The following is a 15,600-nucleotide window of genomic DNA, read 5'->3' on the forward strand; positions in this document are numbered from 1 at the left end:
GGCTTCTTTCGCACACGGACGTCAACACGACGTGCTCGATGGCACGGAATAGCGGTCGGTCTCTTGCGCCCCATGCTTGGTCACACTCTCATGGAGTAGCAGTGTTTCCATCGAGTCAACACAGCAGAATGATCGCTACTCGCCACCGACGTTGTTGAGCGCACTATTTAACTCGAAGAGTTCGCGGACAACGTTGCTGTCCGCGACTCGGTATCGGCGCGGAGACGTGTTCGGGACCTCCTCGATAAGTTCGACCTCAAGCAGGAGGTCAGTGTAGTTGCCGACGGTCTGGCGTGTGACGCCAGCGTGCTCTGCGAGTTCGGTTTTGTTGAACTCGCGGTTTGGTGGGAGGTCAAGCAACGCGTCTACGATGATCGGGATGGCGTCGTGCTGCGTGAAGTAGAGCCACCCGCTGGGGTGCTCCCTACGGAGTTCCTTCTTCTCCCCGCGGTCAGCCGCGTGGTCCATGCTGCTCATACAGAGAACCAACGCCCCCGAGTGTATAAGTGTTTCCACTACCGTTAACAGTTATTAACAGCGTTTATATACGAGTGGCTTTATCCTTCGATCATGGAGAAGCCGTCGGTGAAATGTGCCCTCCTGGCGACGATGATAGCGAAACACAAGTGGGGCACACCGATCACGGAGGAAGCTCTCCTCAATCTCTCAGCAATCAACGGCGATTACCCCACTGCGCGTGAAGTCTACGCCGACCTTCGCAGCGAGCCTTATATCACCTACCGCGGAAACCGCGGTATCGAACTCAACAAGAGCAGCTTCGACAAACTCGCGGACATCCTTTACCACGAGTGTAGCTGGGAGGCTTGGGAGATCGGCAGTCGCCTGAAGCACTACGAAGGCATTGGGGACCACGACTGGGCGTGATTGCGAATTTTGACCAAATTACTGAGATAGGGAAGTCGGAATGTGGATGGGAAGTCCCCACCCGCAGATGATGGTTCCAAATACCTCTTTTACGCGGGAGTGAATAAGCGTTGTGCGAAGGTATCCGTCGGCGGAGTCGTCTACTCCCCGAGCAGTTCGTCGACATACTCATCTTCCCAGTCCCGACGCGCTTCGATCTCGCGGCGGCCGCGTTGAGTGAGCATATAGCTGTTTGTCCGTCGGTCGACCGTGCCTTTCTCGACGAGGCCCTTATCGACGAGCGTATCGAGATTTGGATAGAGCCGCCCGTGGTTGACCTCACCTTCGTAGTACGTCTCGAGTTCGGCTTTGAGCGCGAGTCCGTGAGGTTCGTCCTGCCCGGCGATCGTGTACAGCACGTCACGCTGGAAGCCAGTTAAATCGTACATATCCGTACCCTGTTCTATCAGGGTATAAGGGTGTCGGGGACAGGGGTCGGAGCGGGTACTGTGGGTGGTTTCGGTGGAGTGGGAGTTGTCAGTTGTCGTCCGAATCGCCCAAAGATCGCTCGTATCTCGACGGCCTCACCACAGCCCGACATAGTTACCGAACGCCAGAAATGACAAGAACAACAGCGCCAATACGACAAGTGCAGAGACCGACTGTGAATTGGGCGTCGCCATCATTCGGGCGAACAACTGAGATTTTTTTCCACTAATATCGATACCCATCCCTTTCTGTTCTTTGTGATATACGCGCCCATATCACGTGCCCCTTATATGCATATCTGAAGCTCAGTAATAGCTTTCAGAGGGGCGCTGTCGGAGAACCCGCCAAAATGTAGAATTACAAATCGTCGGAATCGTCTTCCAGCCCGCTCGTACCGATATTTATAGCGTTCTCAGTGTCCGCATCAGACTCGGAAGGGTTTGGCTGGTTATCAGCATATACAACGATTTGGCTCTGGTGAATCGCTAGACAGCGTCGGCTTCGTTCGTCAGAACTAGGGAGATGAAGCGGGAAACCGCCGATGTCCATGTCGAAGATTTCCCGCTTCACGAAGAAAGCAGTGCGATTAGCTAAAAGGAGGGTGTCATAGAACGAGTGGCACACCAAAGAGCAGGGTGAACACTGAGGCGGATGAGTTTAGTGCCCTGCAAGATGATCCTTCGGTAGAGTCGTTCGAGGGTGTCATGAACACTTTACAAGGCATTGATTTCGTAGATTCAACGGTGGAATCATCCGTTACATCGTTCCTGCGAAGTGATCAGGAGGGTTTATATCAGCTTCTGATGATGTCTAGCGAGTTATGCTGAATACAGGGGTCAAATCCAGAACGAGGCAGAGATCAACCGGCGAAGACTGTGACCGATTAGTACAGAAGACGCACGAACAACTCGTCTGATAGATATCTAGTTAGTAATGTGACGTATACAATACATATATTAAACAAAAATCAGTAGGGTGACGGGAATCCACGATCTAACACAAACTGCTTTAGCCGTCCCACTAACAAAAACCACATAATGGAGTCCTGGAGAACGGTCGAGTCTAATACCAACTGGAGACGAGCAATTGTCACCCTGGGAATCCTCTATATTGTCCTCGGACTCGGGTTGGCCTATGTAGAGCTATCACAAGGTACACCACTCTCAAATGCGGTGATCATTTCGGTCTTTGTCGCCGGGCCAGGCATAGTCGTCCTCTATGGTGGATATCGATTGCCGGAAACCGAAATCAACCCCAAATTCTATTCTAGAATCATCGGCTGGTGTCTCGGTGGTATCGGGGTATTGATCGGTCTTCTCACGCTCTATCACCTCCAGCCCGCTGCAAGTATTAGCACTCTTGGTCGGACAATTCTCATCATTTCGGCGTTTGTACTCGTCCCGTCGTTTGCCGGGGGACTCAACGATGCCCGAGCCAAATCACATGCGTTCGTTCTCGAACGGACGGTCGATCTCCTCCACCAATCGGAGCGTATCGCGAACGTCGGTGGATGGGAAATCGACCCAGATACGATGGAGGTGTACTGGACTCAGCATCTCTTCGAGATTCTGGAGCGGCCGTGGGACGAAGAACCGCCACTGGATGAAGCCCTTGAAGTCTACCACGAGAATGATCGGCCGATCATCAAGAATGCCATCGAAGCAGCACTCGAGGACGGCGAGCCGTTCGATGTGGAAGTACGGTTCCAGACGCCTGCGGGAGAGGTGCGGTGGCTTCGGGTCCAGGGAGTTCCCAAAACCGTCGGCGACAATGTCGTGTCACTCCGCGGGGCGGCACAGGACATTACAGAGCGCAAAGAGCATGAGCAGGAACTCCAGCGTATCCAAGAACGGATGGAATTTGCTCTCAACGCAACCGACGCGGTCGTCTGGGACTGGAATGTAGAGTCCAATGAGGCCTCCTTCTATCCCTCGGCGGAGTCGCTCTACGGAACAACAGTCAAAAACTGGGAGGGTTTCATCGAGGTTATCCATCCAGAGGATAAAGAGAGGGTACAGCAGACCATCGAGCAATCTCTGGAGACGGGTGAACCGAAACATGAGGAAATTCGCATCGTCCGAGATGGCGAAACACGATGGATCGAAGCCCCTGGCCACCCGGTCGAAGCCGACGATGGCTCGAAGCGGATGATTGGCGTGGCCCGTGACATTACCGATCGGAAAACGTACGAGCGTCGACTCGAGGAATCCAACGAGCGACTCGAACAGTTCGCCTATGCCGCCTCTCACGACCTTCAGGAGCCACTCCGGATGGTCTCGAGCTATCTGCAGTTAATCGAGAGTCGGGCCGACGATGAGTTGACTGAAGAGACCGAAGAATTCCTCGAGTTCGCGATCGACGGGGCTGACCGGATGCGTGATATGATCGACGGATTACTGGCGTACTCACGCGTGGAGACACAAGGGGAGCCGTTCGAACCGGTCGACCTCGACGAGGTGGTTGCAGACGTCCGGGACAACCTTGAGATGCGTATCGTCGAAAGCGATGCCGAAGTGGAGGTCGATGAGTTGCCCTGTGTGTTAGGAGATGAAAACCAGTTGCGTCAATTGTTTCAGAACCTGCTGAGTAACGCGATCGAGTATAGCGGGGATGAACCGCCACAGGTGCTGATCTCCGCCGAACGGAATAGTTCAATGTGGAAAGTATCGGTTCAGGACGAAGGGATCGGCATCGAACCGGACCACCAAGGCCAGATCTTCGAGGTGTTCCAGCGGCTCCATTCCCAGAACGACCACAAAGGGTCGGGTATTGGCCTCGCTCTATGTGAGCGGATCGTCGAGCGCCACGGTGGCGAGATCTGGGTTGACTCTGAGCCCGGTGAGGGGTCGATCTTCTCGTTCACACTTCCCGCTGTGTGAGCGGAGGAAACCACTCTCCAACGGTATGTCGTTCACCTGGATCTATCAATTCGAGATAGGGGTATGCGAACTGTTCTATGACACCCACCGTAGGGCGTGTAGGCGACGACGTCGAGTCCATCAAGGACGGCTGCTCCGATCGCCACACCGAGTCCGGCAACCAGCGTACGGCCCGGTATCTCCTGGCGAATGAGCCCGAGTGCGGCGATGGTCACGCCACGCCCATGCCGAGGACGAACGTCAGCGTCAGCGTCGCCCACAGGAGGAGCGCGGTGCCGACGGTGGGGAACAGGCCGGCGATGCCGTCAGCCGTACTGACCGCCGCTACGGTCCCCAGTGACATCGGCACGAGGAAGAGTACCGAACAGTAGACGAGGTCCTTGACGACGAAGATACCCAGCAGCCGGTCCTGGGAGAGTGGGAGCGTCCGGGCGCTAAAGACCAGTAGCGTCAGGTCGCCCAGCAGGTTCCGGAGGGCGTCGCGGCCGACGAAGCCGATCGACCCCGTGTGAAGACCAAAGACGAAGACAAGTGCGTGGAGGCCGGCGAAGACGGTCCCCGGATCGGTGCTAGTCGCGACGAGGAGCTACGCCGTGCCCGCGGTCAGCGTGGCAATCAGGATAGGGAACACGGCGAAATGGCCTCCGCGGAAGAGGTGGCTATGCATGCGCTCCTCACGGAGCATCGCGACGAAAACGCGGCGGGTCCGGCCGTGGCCGTCAGTCATGGATCGCCACACCCCGTTCGACGCTCGCGTCGACCTGGTCAAGGAACACGTCGAGCAGCGTCTCGTCGGCCGGAAGCTCCGACGGGCGGACGTCGGCAACGAGGTCGCCTTACGTACTGACTGGTTAGTTAAACACAATCGAGAACTCACATGGTTGCTATTGAGGTTGACGGATTGACCAAGACGTTTGGGGACGTGACTGCGGTGGACGACCTGTCCTTCGCGGTCGAAGACGGCGAGCTGTTTGGCTTGCTCGGGCCGAATGTTGCGGGCAAGTCGACGCTGATCAACATGCTCGTCACGCTCTTGCGGCCGGATGCCGGAACTGCAACGGTCGACGGCTACGACATCACGGAAGAGACCGCCGCCGTCCGCAACAGCCTCGGCATCGTCTTCCAAGAACCGGCGCTCGACGAAGACCTGACGGGCGAGGAGAACCTGGCGTTCCACGCGCGACTCTATGGCATGAACAAACGGAAACGTGAAACCAACATGGACGAGATGTTCGAACTGGTCGGGCTGACCGACGAACACGACGACCCCGTCGGAACGTACTCCGGCGGGATGAAACGTCGACTCGAAATCGGACGCGGCCTCCTCCACGAACCGAGCGTCCTCTTTCTCGACGAACCGACAGTCGGGCTGGACGCACGAACCCGCCGGGATACGTGGGAGTACATCCAGCGGATGAACGAGGAGGCTGGCGTGTCGATCGTTTTGACCACCCACTACATCGAGGAGGCCGAACAGCTCTGTGACCGCGTTGCGATCGTCGACGACGGCGATATCGCCGCGATTGATTCGCCCGCGGCACTCAAAGAATCACTAGGCGGCGACGTCGTCTCGCTGGCCGTCGACGGGCCCGTGGCGGACGTGTGCGACCGCCTCGATGCACGACCGTGGGTCATCGGGTACGAAACCAACGAGGCCGGTGTCAACGTCACCGTCGAACGCGGTGAGGAGCGAATCGCCGAGTTGGTACGCCTGGCGGACGATGCCGGCGTGGCGATAACGTCCGTCGACATCCATCGGCCGAACCTCGAAACGGTATTCCTCTCGCTCACAGGGACGACGATTGAAGAACGCGAAGCGACCGGCGACGGCGAATCCGGGACGGACGGCGAGTCAGAGAGGCAGACTGGTTCGATGACGAGACGGACCCGGACTGAGACGTCGGAGGGGAAGGAATGAATTTGTTCGATCTGCTGAGTATCTACGCGCTCTGGTTACGCGATGTCAAGCGGTTTCTGCGAACACCGTCCCGGATCGTCGGCTCGGTTGCGATGCCGCTGTTGTTCCTCGTCTTCCTGGCGTTCGGATTCAGCGGTGCAGCGATTCCCGGGCTACCTGAGGGTGTAGATTATCTCCAGTTCCTCGTCCCTGGGATGGTCGGGTTCACGATGCTGTTCGGGGCGTCCTTCGCCGGGCTCTCAATTCTGTCTGATCAAGACGTCGGGTTCCTGAAAGAGATTCTCGTGCCCCGGTCAGCCGCACGTCGATCGTCCTCGGCCGCATTGCCGGTGGCTCAACGACGGCGCTCGTCCAGGCAATCCTGATTCTCCTGCTGTCGATCCCGCTCGGGTTCCGTGTCGCGAGTCTCTTCTCGTTGCCGTTGGCACTGGTATTCCTCCTCTTGATTGCGGTCACGTTCGTCGGGTTCGGCGTCGCGCTCGCCTCGCAATTCAGCGACAGCGAGGGATTCGGCCTCATCGTCCAGTTCGTCATCTTCCCGCTGTTCTTCCTCTCGGGCGCGATCTATCCGATTTCCAGCTTCCCGACGCCGATCCAGTTACTTGCGCTCGTCAATCCCCTGACCTACGGCGTCGACGGCCTCCGAGCAGTGCTGGTCGGAGCCTCCGAGTATCCGGTCGCGCTTGACTTCGGTGCACTTCTCGTTTCCACTGCGGTCACGGTCGGGGTCGGGACGTACCTCTTCGAACGCGTCGAAGCAGTCTGATTATCGACACTCGCGGCGTAGGCAGTTTTGTCCTGGTTGACTTCGAGGGTACAATTCCGGTCGGTTCGCCTCGGTTCGAACCAAGGGGTACCCCGTCTCACTGGCGTCGGGAGACTCGAAAAAAGCCGGGCCGAGGTGTTACTCGAACGTCGAGCGGATGTCGGCCGCGACATCGTTGACGAGTTCTCGAGATCGGGTCAGGTCCATCGGTTCGACGAGGAACTGCGCGATGCCGTGGATGGCGTCGTCGTAGTTGACGTGGTTGACCGGGACGCCCGCCGCTTCGAGTCGGGAGGCGTAGGTGGCGCCCTCGTCGCGCAGGCGGTCGAACCCGCAGGTGATGACCGTCGCCGGCGGCAGTCCCTCTAGACTCCGCGCCTGTAGCGGCGACGCGTAGGGGTTCTTCCCGTCGACACGGTGTCGAACGAGTAGTCGGTGACGGGGTAGATGAGTACTGTCGAGCGATGTCCGGGCCGTCACGGTCGCGGGCCATCAACGCCACCGCGGCCGCGAGGTTGCCGCCGGCGGAGTCGCCGGCGACGGCGACGTTGTCGGTATCGACCTGCATCGCCTGCGCGTTGTCGAACACCCACTCGAGGGCGGTGTGACAGCCCTCGACGGGCGTCGGGAACGTGTGTTCGGGCGCGAGACGGTAGTCACCCGACACCACCATCGAGTCCGTCTCGTTCGTCAGGGCCCGACACGTCTCGTCGTGCGTATCGACGTCGCCGAGAACCCATCCGCCGCCGTGGTAGTACACGACTGTCGAATGCGGCCCTCGCCCTCCGGGACGTACACGCGGACGGGGATGCCGTCATCGCCGATCTTCAGGTCCATCACGTCCCCGACCAGTTCGGGTTCCTCCGGGTCGGGGAACATGTGTTTCATGAACTCCCTGCCACCTTCCGGCGACAGCGACAAGAGTGACGGCGCCGGGGCGGCCCCCATCTGTTCGAGCAGGCCGGCGATTTCGGGGTGCAGTTCGTCTGCCGCGGAAACATCTGGTTGATTAGTTGATATAGTGTGAAGTGCTACCGTACAACGCATTAGAGTTAGTGATTTTACTCGTTACTCGCGCCGGGTGACGGGCCTCGCTCCGGAGCCGTGATCCGCCGGACTTCTCGTGACGCGAGTACGGCGATCGCGATCTCCAGTCCGCCAGCCGCAAGGAACGCCGGCAGGTAGCCGTAGAGTTCCGTGACGGTTCCGCCGACGAGAAACCCGCTCAGCATCCCGAGGCTCCCGAACACGTTGAACCCGCCCATTGCCGCACCGCGTTCCGACGCTGGCACGATGTCGGTGACGAGCGCCATCGTCGTCGGTGAGACCAACGCGCCACAGATACCGACGAGAACCATCAGCCCTGCCGCGATACTGTATCTCGGTGCGAAGACGACAGCGATGATCGTCACCCCGTACAGCATCGATCCGACGACAACAGGGAGGAACCGGCCGATCCGATCGGAGAGTGATCCGACTGGATACTGGAACACCGCGAACGGCACGAAGAACAACGCCAGCGTGAATCCTGCTGTAGCAGCGTCAATTCCGAACGCGTCTCTGAAATAGGCGACGCCTGTCAGCGCGAAGAATCCAGCAGTCAAGCGGTCGATGTAGCCGAACGCGAACGGGACGAGCAACGTCGGGCGAGTTCGGACGCGGGTAATGACTGTGCCGACCGGGAGCCCGCCGCCAGCGCTCCGGTCGGGAACCGTCCACGCCAGGGCGGCCGCACCAGCGAGCAGCACTGCCCCACCGTACAGTGGCGCGAGCGGATCGAGACCTGTGAGTTGTCCGCCGACGACTGATCCGAGTGCGGCCCCGAGTCCGATAGCCGTTCCGGCCGCACCCATGTTTCGGCCGTGGCCACCCGAGAGGTCCATCAGCATCGTGATCGACAGCGAAAACGCACCGATCGTGAACGCCCCGCCAACGACGCGCAACAGTAACACGACCCCGAACCCGAGACCGAGAGAGGGCGCGAACACGACCGCTAGATAACTCGCTGCACCGCCCGCAGCGCCAAGCACGACGAGTGGGGATCGAGTGCCGAGCGAATCACTCACGATGCCCCACAGGACGGCACAGACGACGAACGCACCGAACTCGGCGACCAAGAACCACGTCCCCGCGAGAATGCTCTCGCCGCCGCCCAGCACCGAGACGATCTCGTCAAGCCCCGGATAGAGAAACACCTGTGAAACGAGGACAGTCCAGACGACGAGCGCAAGTCGGGATCGGTCACTCATTGGGACGAACTCCTCGCAGCACTGGCAGTTTGACCGCTCGTATCGCACCCGTGGATTCTGCTACACCTGGCCGGACAGGACCCGAAGATGGGAGGTAGCGAATGAGACAAAGGGACACCGAAGAGCGCTGATTACTCGGCGTCGACTAACGACCCGAACAGTTCTTCGGCGTCCGCTGGCACGTCGAAGTCGTGGAAGTGCTCGCCTTTCTCTTTCGTGAGAATGTTGAGCGCGGCTGCCGCACCGTCACCTGCGGAGATTACTGCCTGCCATTCCTCGGCCCGAACCATCGCGCCCGTCGTGTAAGCGTCTTGGACCGACGTCTCCATCGTTACGTCCACGTCGACAACGTCCTCATCGGTGAACGAACAGCCCAGTTCATCCGCAAGATCGCGGTTTGCCCCCGTCGCTAACACGACGTAGTCTGCCGTGTGCTCGTCGTCAGCTGTGGTGACGAGGAAGCCATCGTCGGTCGTCGAAACCGACGTGACTTCGGTATCTTGGTGACGGGTGACGCCAAAATCATCGACTTGTTCCCGGAGCGTGGATATGTAGTTCGACCCGTCGATTGACCCGATCCCGGGGTAATTGAATAAGTGGGCCTTGTGTAGCCACGTCTCGTCGGTGTCGAAGACAGTCGTTTCCAGGCCATTTTTCGCCGTGAACAGTGCGGTACTGAGACCAGCCGGACCACCGCCGATAACGAGTACATCTGCCATACGAGCTTATTGCTTGATCAGTATGAAAAACCTTCTCAATCCTATCGGTACTCGACCGGAATCAGGGAGTATACCGAGAGTCTCTCGCTGAGCAACTCCCGCAGACGGTCTGTCAATTGGGGCGAGAAAAGTGCTGGACTAACCAAACCGTTAACCCGTGCCGTCGTCGAATCCGAGCATGGATCTCTCTGCCGTTGACCTGTCCCCCGTTCCCACCGATGGGACTGCGAGTGATGCATACGCGAACACCGTCGAGGCCGCACAACAGGCCGAACGGCTCGGCTTCGAACGATTCTGGGTGGCTGAACACCATGGTATGGCTGACTCTATCGCAGGGGTGACTCCTGAAGTGCTGCTTGGCCACCTCGCCGCTGAAACGGACTCGATTCGACTCGGGTCCGGCGCGGTCCTGCTCAATCACTACAGTCCGTTCAAGGTTGCCGAGCAGTTCGGCGTCCTCGATGCACTCGCCCCAGAACGTATCGATACGGGTCTTGGACGGGCGAACGGGTCGCCTGCTGCTGACCGCGCCCTTGGAACGGATCGACGCGTCCAGAATCCAGATGCGGACCACGCGGAGAAAATCGAAGCCGTCGTTAACCACCTCTACGACGACTACCCCGACGAACATCCGTACAGTGACTTGCAGATTCCACGTTCGGGCACGGGAATCCCAAATCCGTGGGTGCTTGGTTCGAGTCCGTCGAGCGCGGCGATTGCCGGCGAACTCGGGCTTCCCTATTGCTTTGCGGCGTTTATTCGACCGCAGTTTGCCACCCGCTCGTTTGAGGAGTACCGCGACCAGTTCCAATCGTCAGCACTGGCCGGAAGTCTCGACGAACCGCAGGGGATACTTGCTGTGAATGCGGTCTGTGCCGAGACTGACGAGGAGGCGGCACGGCTCCGAGCTGTGGCCGAGGCGTCATATAAGCGGATGCGACGCGGTGTCGTTGGCACAAGACCATCGGTTGAGGAAGCCATTGACGAACTCGGGGAGGTTCCCGACCCGACGCCTGCAACACTCGATGCTGATGAATGGCCACGAGCTATTTCCGGCAATCCAGAGACGCTTGCGTCACTTCTCGAACAGCTCACGGACCGCGTCGGTGTCGACGAAGTGATGATCCAGCATATCCACGCAACCCACGGAGATGCGCTCCGTTCACATACACTGCTAGCCGAGGGCATCGGACTCACGTAGAACCGAGGGTCTCCGCACAGCTGAGGTAGATCCTCTGCACCTCGAAGCAATGCTCCCCGGTCCCGAGATCAGTCATCGTTGATCCAGACGACTTCAAGAAAGCGAACAGAAAGACCGATTCATCGACAGAGTGTTGTCTCCCAATCATTACTACGCAAAAAGCAGGTGGTGACTTAGAGCGTAGCAGGCTTCGGATTTATGCCAGACAGAGTTGCGGACGGGTAACTGGCAAGTAATTCCGAATGTATTAGCATCCAGGCCAATCACGAGTCGATATGGAGTTCGATCTTCCCAGAGCGGGCGGAATACTCGTTGCGATCATCGTCATCGGCGTCGGTGGTTTGGCAGCCAGCGGCGTTATGACCGTCCAGACGGTACTCATGATGGTGCTACCGTCGATGGCGATCTTTGCGGCACTCGCGTTCTGGCTCGGGATGAAACACGGCGAGTACCGTTCACTTCAGTAACGCGACGGACCGACGGCGACGCGTCGGTGAGAGCAATTAACGGAACGGCCGAGCTGCTCCCGGTCGCCGACGACAGTGCGGACATCTCGCACACAAGGATATCGTTCCACCACTTGGCAGATCAACGGCCCAGGATCCGCGAGGTCGGCTACTCGGAGTGGTACCAACCACACGTCGTCGGGTCGAGTCAGCGCCGTCTGGTCATGGAAGTCGGATCGGGAATCGCGTCGCACCTGTCCGCCACGGACGGAGTGCGGCTCCTCGATGTCGGCTGTGGACGAGGCGGTCCGGCGAGCCACCTCGCCGATCGGTTCGGCTTCCGAGTTACCGGACTGGATCTCGTTCCGTACAACCTCGAGCGGGCAACCGAGAACGCACGTGAGAAGCACGTCGAGACCGAGTTCGTTGTCGGCGACGCCACGTAGCGCCCGATCGCGACGGACTCGTTTACCGCCTGTACAGCCATCGATGCCCTCGTCTGTCTCCCCGACCGGAACAGTGTCTTCGCTGGGATCGCGGATGTTCTCGAGCCTGAGGGGGTTCTCGTCCTCTCCGACCTGGTGGTGCAGTCCGACGTGACTGAGACAGAACGAGGGGTCGTCGACTCGTTTGCAGACGCGTGGGATATGCCGTCAATGGGGGCTGTCAAGCAGTACACGGCCGCTCTCAAAGACGCGAGTCTCGAACTCAAGACGGTCGAGATCATCACGAGCCACAGCGTCGGGCGGTTCTGGAAGTGGACAACGCTGTATCTTCAGCTTCTCGGGGCCCGATTCGGTCGCTCATCGAACCACTGTTACGAGCGTATGACCTCGATCCAACGGCGATCACCAAACAGGTGAGGGCCGCGCACCGTGCGTTGCCGTTCCTACAGCACGTCATCCTCGTTGCGAAAGCGAAGGCGCTCTGACTTCGCTACTCACACGAAACGAGGAAGAATCGAGCCTTTATGTCGGCGTTTGAGCGTCCCACGGACGATTGGGACGATCCGCGGGATATCATCCAGCCGTGTGTAATCGACGAGTTCGAATCGATCGTCGTCTCGAAATATTTCGTCCGTCTCGCGATTCAGGTGACACCCGCCAGCGACGGTGTGCCACGCGGGCGCGAGTACGTCGTGGGCGACACCTACGGCGCCCTCTCCGCGGACGTGCTCGAGAAACCGGAACTCGCCACCTAGCTTCAGTACCCGGGCATCTCGGAGAGTGCGGCGTCAAAATCGGGGATGGTACAAAACACGAGTGACGCGATGACGACGTCGAAGGAGTCGTCTGCGAACGGAAGTGCTTCTGCACCGGTGCTTTCAATCTCGATGTCAAGCCTGAGGTCGCGTGCTCGTTCGAGCGCTTTCCGGCGCATATGTGGGTCTGGCTCTGTCGTGAACAGTGTGACATTTCCGCCGTCAACAACTGCTTCCCCGAAAGTACGGAAACATTGCACCTGTCCCCGCACCGAGGTCCAGAACCGTCCCGGAGATGTCATCCACGAGATAGTGGCGGTGTTCGGCAAGCACGGTTCGTTCTGCCGGTTTCATCACCGGATTGTACAGTCGCGCGAATATCGGATAAAACAGTTCAGTCATCTATATATTCCCGTTCAGTGTCATGAGTGTTTCCGTGGGCAACCCTTCCGGAGTCACTTCGGCTCCCGTTCAAGCAGCCGCGTATCGAGCACTGGCCAGTGACGTACACCGTCGGCATCTGGTTGTGGATTCTCGGCTTCCCAGCGATATTCTTCGCGGGCTACAGACGATTCGGAACTCGGACACCGTTCGGATCAACGCTGTGGCTGGCAGGTCTCCCAACGCTGGCGATGCTCGGATGGACCACGTACTGTCGGTTCTTCTAGCCGAAGCTCCACCCGCCCACCTGGAACGCCCCCGCCTACACGTTCGTTTGTTGGCTGTACTGTTCGACCTATGACGCCGTCTGGAGCAACACAGCCTATGCAATCGCGCTCCTCGGCGTCGTCGCCATGTTCCTCGTACTCCAGCGAACACGGACGCGTGGGTACGCACTCTTCGGGTTCGGCGTACTGGCACTACCGCTGGACTGCCAGCTCTATACGAGGGATACCGTCAAGCAAGAAGGGAGGGCTAGCTGTCCTCTGCAATCCCTGAGACCGGGTCGATCTCGTTGAGTGCTTCAGTCGCCACATCGCCGAGTTCTCCGGCTTCGATGTGAGAATTGCGCTCTCGAACCATCTCCTCGGAGTTATCCAAGTACCGGGCGGCGACTGTATATCCGAAGGCTCGGACGAGGACCTCGCCCATCCCGCGGCGGCCGCCGTGTGGAGCAAGATACTCGTGGTTCGGATGGTCGATCTCGATACCGGCCGCATCCGTGAGCCGCCGAAGAATCGAGCGAGCGCCGTCGGTGGTAATCGACTTCGGGCAGATATCCTCTTCGAGGGCCAATAGCAAATCCCTCGCGTAGGCGTCTCGCCGTTCCTGTATAGCCTCGGGTTGGGCGCCTTGATCAGTCAATTCCTCCCGAACCAAGTTCGCCAAGGTCCGCTGGTCGAACGTCGGGAACACCGGCCACCGGTCCGTCGGCGGATCCAGCAGTTTCCGGTAGCTCCGCAACGGTGCAATCACCGGGTCGGGGAGACTGGCGGCGTCCCACTGCTGTTTCTTCCGATAGACGTCCATACTCCCGTCCTCGAGGTCGATGTCTTCCCACCGAACGCCACGGCGGCGCGGGTCGTCGGGATCTCGGAGAAGCTCCCCCACGCGGACAGCCGTGTACGCGAGCTCGAACACGAGCGCCCGATCACGGGTCGCCTTCAGCGCCGCATATCGGGCTCGTTGCTTGTCAAATTGGGCTACGTTGTTGGGAATGGTGGTGTAGTCCTCGATGGCCTCACACGCCTGCTCGTCGACGTGCCGGGTGAGTGCGTGGCGCTGCTCGGGCGTCCAGACCTGCTGATCACCAGGCTTCCGGCCGTCGTCATCGGGGAGTGGTGCGGTCGCACTCGCTCGCTGGGCGTAGTGGGCTTCGAGGTACCCCTCGTTGACACACCAGCCACACCACGCCGAAATTTAGGCGTAGTAGGCCTGGACCGTGTTCTGCTTGAGTCCCCGGTCCCCAGAAAGGTGCCGAGCGTACTCCCGGAACACCCGCTCGTCGAGATCCTCGAAGGTCGGGTCGCGGTCGACGTCCTCGGGAGTAATCCCGGTATAGTTTGTCGTCCCACTCACCCGCAGCCCACTCCGCAAATCTGTCGAGCTCACGGGCGGCGTTCCGGCGGTAGTTCCCGCCCTCGCCGCCCCGACCCTTCCCCTTGTCCTGGAGATAGCGGTCGAAGGAACTCCGTAACGGACGCCCTGCGGGTTCCTGTCCGTTGGTGTCGTCGATCATGCGGAGTCAGAAACCTCCGAATTGTCCAAGTAGGAGATCGTGGCCGTCGTAACCTGGTCGGTGAACTCGTAGGTGACCGAGCCCTGCCGGCCGACGACGTGGAGATCGTCTTTCAGCGTGGCGACCGTCTAGGGGAGGACGTAGCTCTGCTGGCCTGGTTCCCCTCGGACCCACGCCTCGCTCGGCACGGCGAAGCTCCCTACGTGGTGGGACTGCGTGGTGAATGCGACGGCAATCGTCTCCTCATCGGGGTAGGGCATTCGCTCGCCGGAAACGACCAGCCACGGGCGGGGATTTCCTCCGTCCGTCTTGAACGGATCGGGGGCCCAGATGACGGTTCCGCGGTCAGCCATCCGGGATCACGACTCCTCGTCCGACTCGGTTTCAGACTCGATAGAGTCTACCGCGGTCTCCATCCAGGCCTCGACGTCGTCGTCGGAGAACCCGCCGTCGATGTCGTCGGCCGTGGCGGCGCCGTGCATCCCCGCCGACGCGACCGCATGCTCGGCGTCTACAATTGTCCAGAACCGGTCGCGGTGCTCGACGAGGCCGTGTTCTTCGAGACGCTTCAGCGTGGGGTCAACGCTCCCCTCGGGCACGCCGACGGCGTCGAACTCCTCGAGCAGGTCGAGGAGGACGACATCTACACCCACTACGTGAAGAAGACGGAATAATGAGCACGGATAACC

The 15,600-nt window shown here is 59.5% G+C and carries 18 protein-coding genes and 4 pseudogenes; 10 read left to right on the top strand and 12 right to left on the bottom strand.

Going from position 1 to position 15,600, the window contains the following annotated elements; all coding sequences use genetic code 11:
- Positions 1 to 135 precede the first annotated feature (135 nt).
- Positions 136 to 477: a hypothetical protein gene (locus PGX04_RS03770; RefSeq protein ID WP_273737287.1), complete on the bottom strand. Its 342-nt coding sequence runs from the start codon at positions 475 to 477 to the stop codon at positions 136 to 138.
- A gap of 93 nt (positions 478 to 570) precedes the next feature.
- Here PGX04_RS03770 and PGX04_RS03775 point away from each other — a divergent pair, with 93 nt between their 5' ends.
- The gene (locus PGX04_RS03775; RefSeq protein WP_273737288.1) at positions 571 to 885 is read left to right on the top strand and encodes a hypothetical protein; all 315 of its coding nucleotides are present in this window, start codon (positions 571 to 573) and stop codon (positions 883 to 885) included.
- Between the two features lie 140 nt (positions 886 to 1,025).
- Here PGX04_RS03775 and PGX04_RS03780 read toward each other — a convergent pair whose 3' ends face one another.
- A complete protein-coding gene (locus PGX04_RS03780) occupies positions 1,026 to 1,313 on the bottom strand; it encodes a PadR family transcriptional regulator (protein WP_273737289.1) in 288 nt (95 codons plus the stop codon).
- A 1,344-nt stretch (positions 1,314 to 2,657) separates the two neighbouring features.
- Here PGX04_RS03780 and PGX04_RS03785 point away from each other — a divergent pair.
- Positions 2,658 to 4,232: a sensor histidine kinase gene (locus PGX04_RS03785; protein WP_273737290.1), complete on the top strand. Its 1,575-nt coding sequence runs from the start codon at positions 2,658 to 2,660 to the stop codon at positions 4,230 to 4,232.
- A gap of 211 nt (positions 4,233 to 4,443) precedes the next feature.
- On the opposite strand, the gene PGX04_RS03790 is transcribed toward PGX04_RS03785, so the two are convergent.
- Positions 4,444 to 4,575 carry a hypothetical protein gene (locus tag PGX04_RS03790; protein WP_273737291.1) on the bottom strand — a complete coding sequence of 44 codons (132 nt, stop codon included), beginning with the start codon at positions 4,573 to 4,575 and terminating at the stop codon, positions 4,444 to 4,446.
- A 322-nt stretch (positions 4,576 to 4,897) separates the two neighbouring features.
- On the opposite strand from PGX04_RS03790, the gene PGX04_RS03795 reads away from it, so the two are divergent.
- The 3 genes and pseudogenes from PGX04_RS03795 (at position 4,898) to PGX04_RS03805 (ending at position 6,916) form a co-directional block, all read left to right on the top strand.
- A complete protein-coding gene (locus PGX04_RS03795) occupies positions 4,898 to 5,137 on the top strand; it encodes a hypothetical protein (RefSeq protein ID WP_273737292.1) in 240 nt (79 codons plus the stop codon).
- Positions 5,110 to 6,150: an ATP-binding cassette domain-containing protein gene (locus PGX04_RS03800; RefSeq protein ID WP_273737293.1), complete on the top strand. Its 1,041-nt coding sequence runs from the start codon at positions 5,110 to 5,112 to the stop codon at positions 6,148 to 6,150. The genes PGX04_RS03795 and PGX04_RS03800 overlap by 28 nt, the downstream gene beginning before the upstream one ends.
- Positions 6,147 to 6,916: pseudogene (locus PGX04_RS03805) on the top strand (ABC transporter permease). Before PGX04_RS03800 ends, PGX04_RS03805 begins: the two are co-directional and overlap by 4 nt.
- Before the next feature lie 138 nt (positions 6,917 to 7,054).
- Here PGX04_RS03805 and PGX04_RS34390 read toward each other — a convergent pair.
- The 4 genes and pseudogenes from PGX04_RS34390 to PGX04_RS03830 all read right to left on the bottom strand — a co-directional run bounded on the left by PGX04_RS34390 (position 7,055) and on the right by PGX04_RS03830 (position 9,884).
- Positions 7,055 to 7,676 (bottom strand): annotated as a pseudogene (locus PGX04_RS34390) (alpha/beta hydrolase).
- Positions 7,607 to 7,804 carry a hypothetical protein gene (locus PGX04_RS03820; protein WP_273737294.1) on the bottom strand — a complete coding sequence of 66 codons (198 nt, stop codon included), beginning with the start codon at positions 7,802 to 7,804 and terminating at the stop codon, positions 7,607 to 7,609. Before PGX04_RS03820 ends, PGX04_RS34390 begins: the two are co-directional and overlap by 70 nt.
- A gap of 173 nt (positions 7,805 to 7,977) precedes the next feature.
- Positions 7,978 to 9,165, bottom strand: a complete 1,188-nt coding sequence (locus PGX04_RS03825) for an MFS transporter (RefSeq protein WP_273737295.1) — start codon at positions 9,163 to 9,165, stop codon at positions 7,978 to 7,980.
- Positions 9,166 to 9,296: 131 nt separating this feature from the next.
- Positions 9,297 to 9,884: an NAD(P)/FAD-dependent oxidoreductase gene (locus PGX04_RS03830; RefSeq protein WP_273737296.1), complete on the bottom strand. Its 588-nt coding sequence runs from the start codon at positions 9,882 to 9,884 to the stop codon at positions 9,297 to 9,299.
- Between the two features lie 178 nt (positions 9,885 to 10,062).
- Here PGX04_RS03830 and PGX04_RS03835 point away from each other — a divergent pair, with 178 nt between their 5' ends.
- The 5 genes from PGX04_RS03835 to PGX04_RS34070 all read left to right on the top strand — a co-directional run bounded on the left by PGX04_RS03835 (position 10,063) and on the right by PGX04_RS34070 (position 12,732).
- The gene (locus PGX04_RS03835) at positions 10,063 to 11,085 is read left to right on the top strand and encodes an LLM class flavin-dependent oxidoreductase (protein WP_273737297.1); all 1,023 of its coding nucleotides are present in this window, start codon (positions 10,063 to 10,065) and stop codon (positions 11,083 to 11,085) included.
- Between the two features lie 275 nt (positions 11,086 to 11,360).
- Complete coding sequence (locus PGX04_RS03840; RefSeq protein WP_273737298.1) at positions 11,361 to 11,552, top strand: DUF7333 family protein; 192 nt, start codon at positions 11,361 to 11,363, stop codon at positions 11,550 to 11,552.
- Between the two features lie 113 nt (positions 11,553 to 11,665).
- Positions 11,666 to 11,977: a class I SAM-dependent methyltransferase gene (locus tag PGX04_RS03845; RefSeq protein ID WP_273737299.1), complete on the top strand. Its 312-nt coding sequence runs from the start codon at positions 11,666 to 11,668 to the stop codon at positions 11,975 to 11,977.
- A gap of 150 nt (positions 11,978 to 12,127) precedes the next feature.
- Positions 12,128 to 12,394 carry a hypothetical protein gene (locus PGX04_RS03850; RefSeq protein ID WP_273737300.1) on the top strand — a complete coding sequence of 89 codons (267 nt, stop codon included), beginning with the start codon at positions 12,128 to 12,130 and terminating at the stop codon, positions 12,392 to 12,394.
- Between the two features lie 107 nt (positions 12,395 to 12,501).
- A complete protein-coding gene (locus tag PGX04_RS34070) occupies positions 12,502 to 12,732 on the top strand; it encodes a hypothetical protein (protein ID WP_337959441.1) in 231 nt (76 codons plus the stop codon).
- A gap of 2 nt (positions 12,733 to 12,734) precedes the next feature.
- Here PGX04_RS34070 and PGX04_RS34075 read toward each other — a convergent pair whose 3' ends face one another.
- The 5 genes and pseudogenes from PGX04_RS34075 to PGX04_RS03870 all read right to left on the bottom strand — a co-directional run.
- On the bottom strand, positions 12,735 to 12,911 hold the full coding sequence (locus PGX04_RS34075) for a class I SAM-dependent methyltransferase (RefSeq protein ID WP_337959442.1): 177 nt from the start codon (positions 12,909 to 12,911) through the stop codon (positions 12,735 to 12,737).
- A 43-nt stretch (positions 12,912 to 12,954) separates the two neighbouring features.
- Positions 12,955 to 13,134 (bottom strand): hypothetical protein, encoded by a 180-nt coding sequence (locus PGX04_RS34080; protein WP_337959443.1) that lies wholly within the window; start codon positions 13,132 to 13,134, stop codon positions 12,955 to 12,957.
- 513 nt (positions 13,135 to 13,647) lie between these two features.
- Positions 13,648 to 14,911, bottom strand: a pseudogene (locus tag PGX04_RS03860) (phage integrase SAM-like domain-containing protein).
- Positions 14,912 to 15,039: 128 nt separating this feature from the next.
- Positions 15,040 to 15,264: a hypothetical protein gene (locus PGX04_RS03865; RefSeq protein ID WP_273737301.1), complete on the bottom strand. Its 225-nt coding sequence runs from the start codon at positions 15,262 to 15,264 to the stop codon at positions 15,040 to 15,042.
- Between the two features lie 6 nt (positions 15,265 to 15,270).
- Positions 15,271 to 15,600: pseudogene (locus PGX04_RS03870) on the bottom strand (hypothetical protein); the annotation flags it as partial.

This window comes from Natrinema soli, from assembly GCF_028618695.1.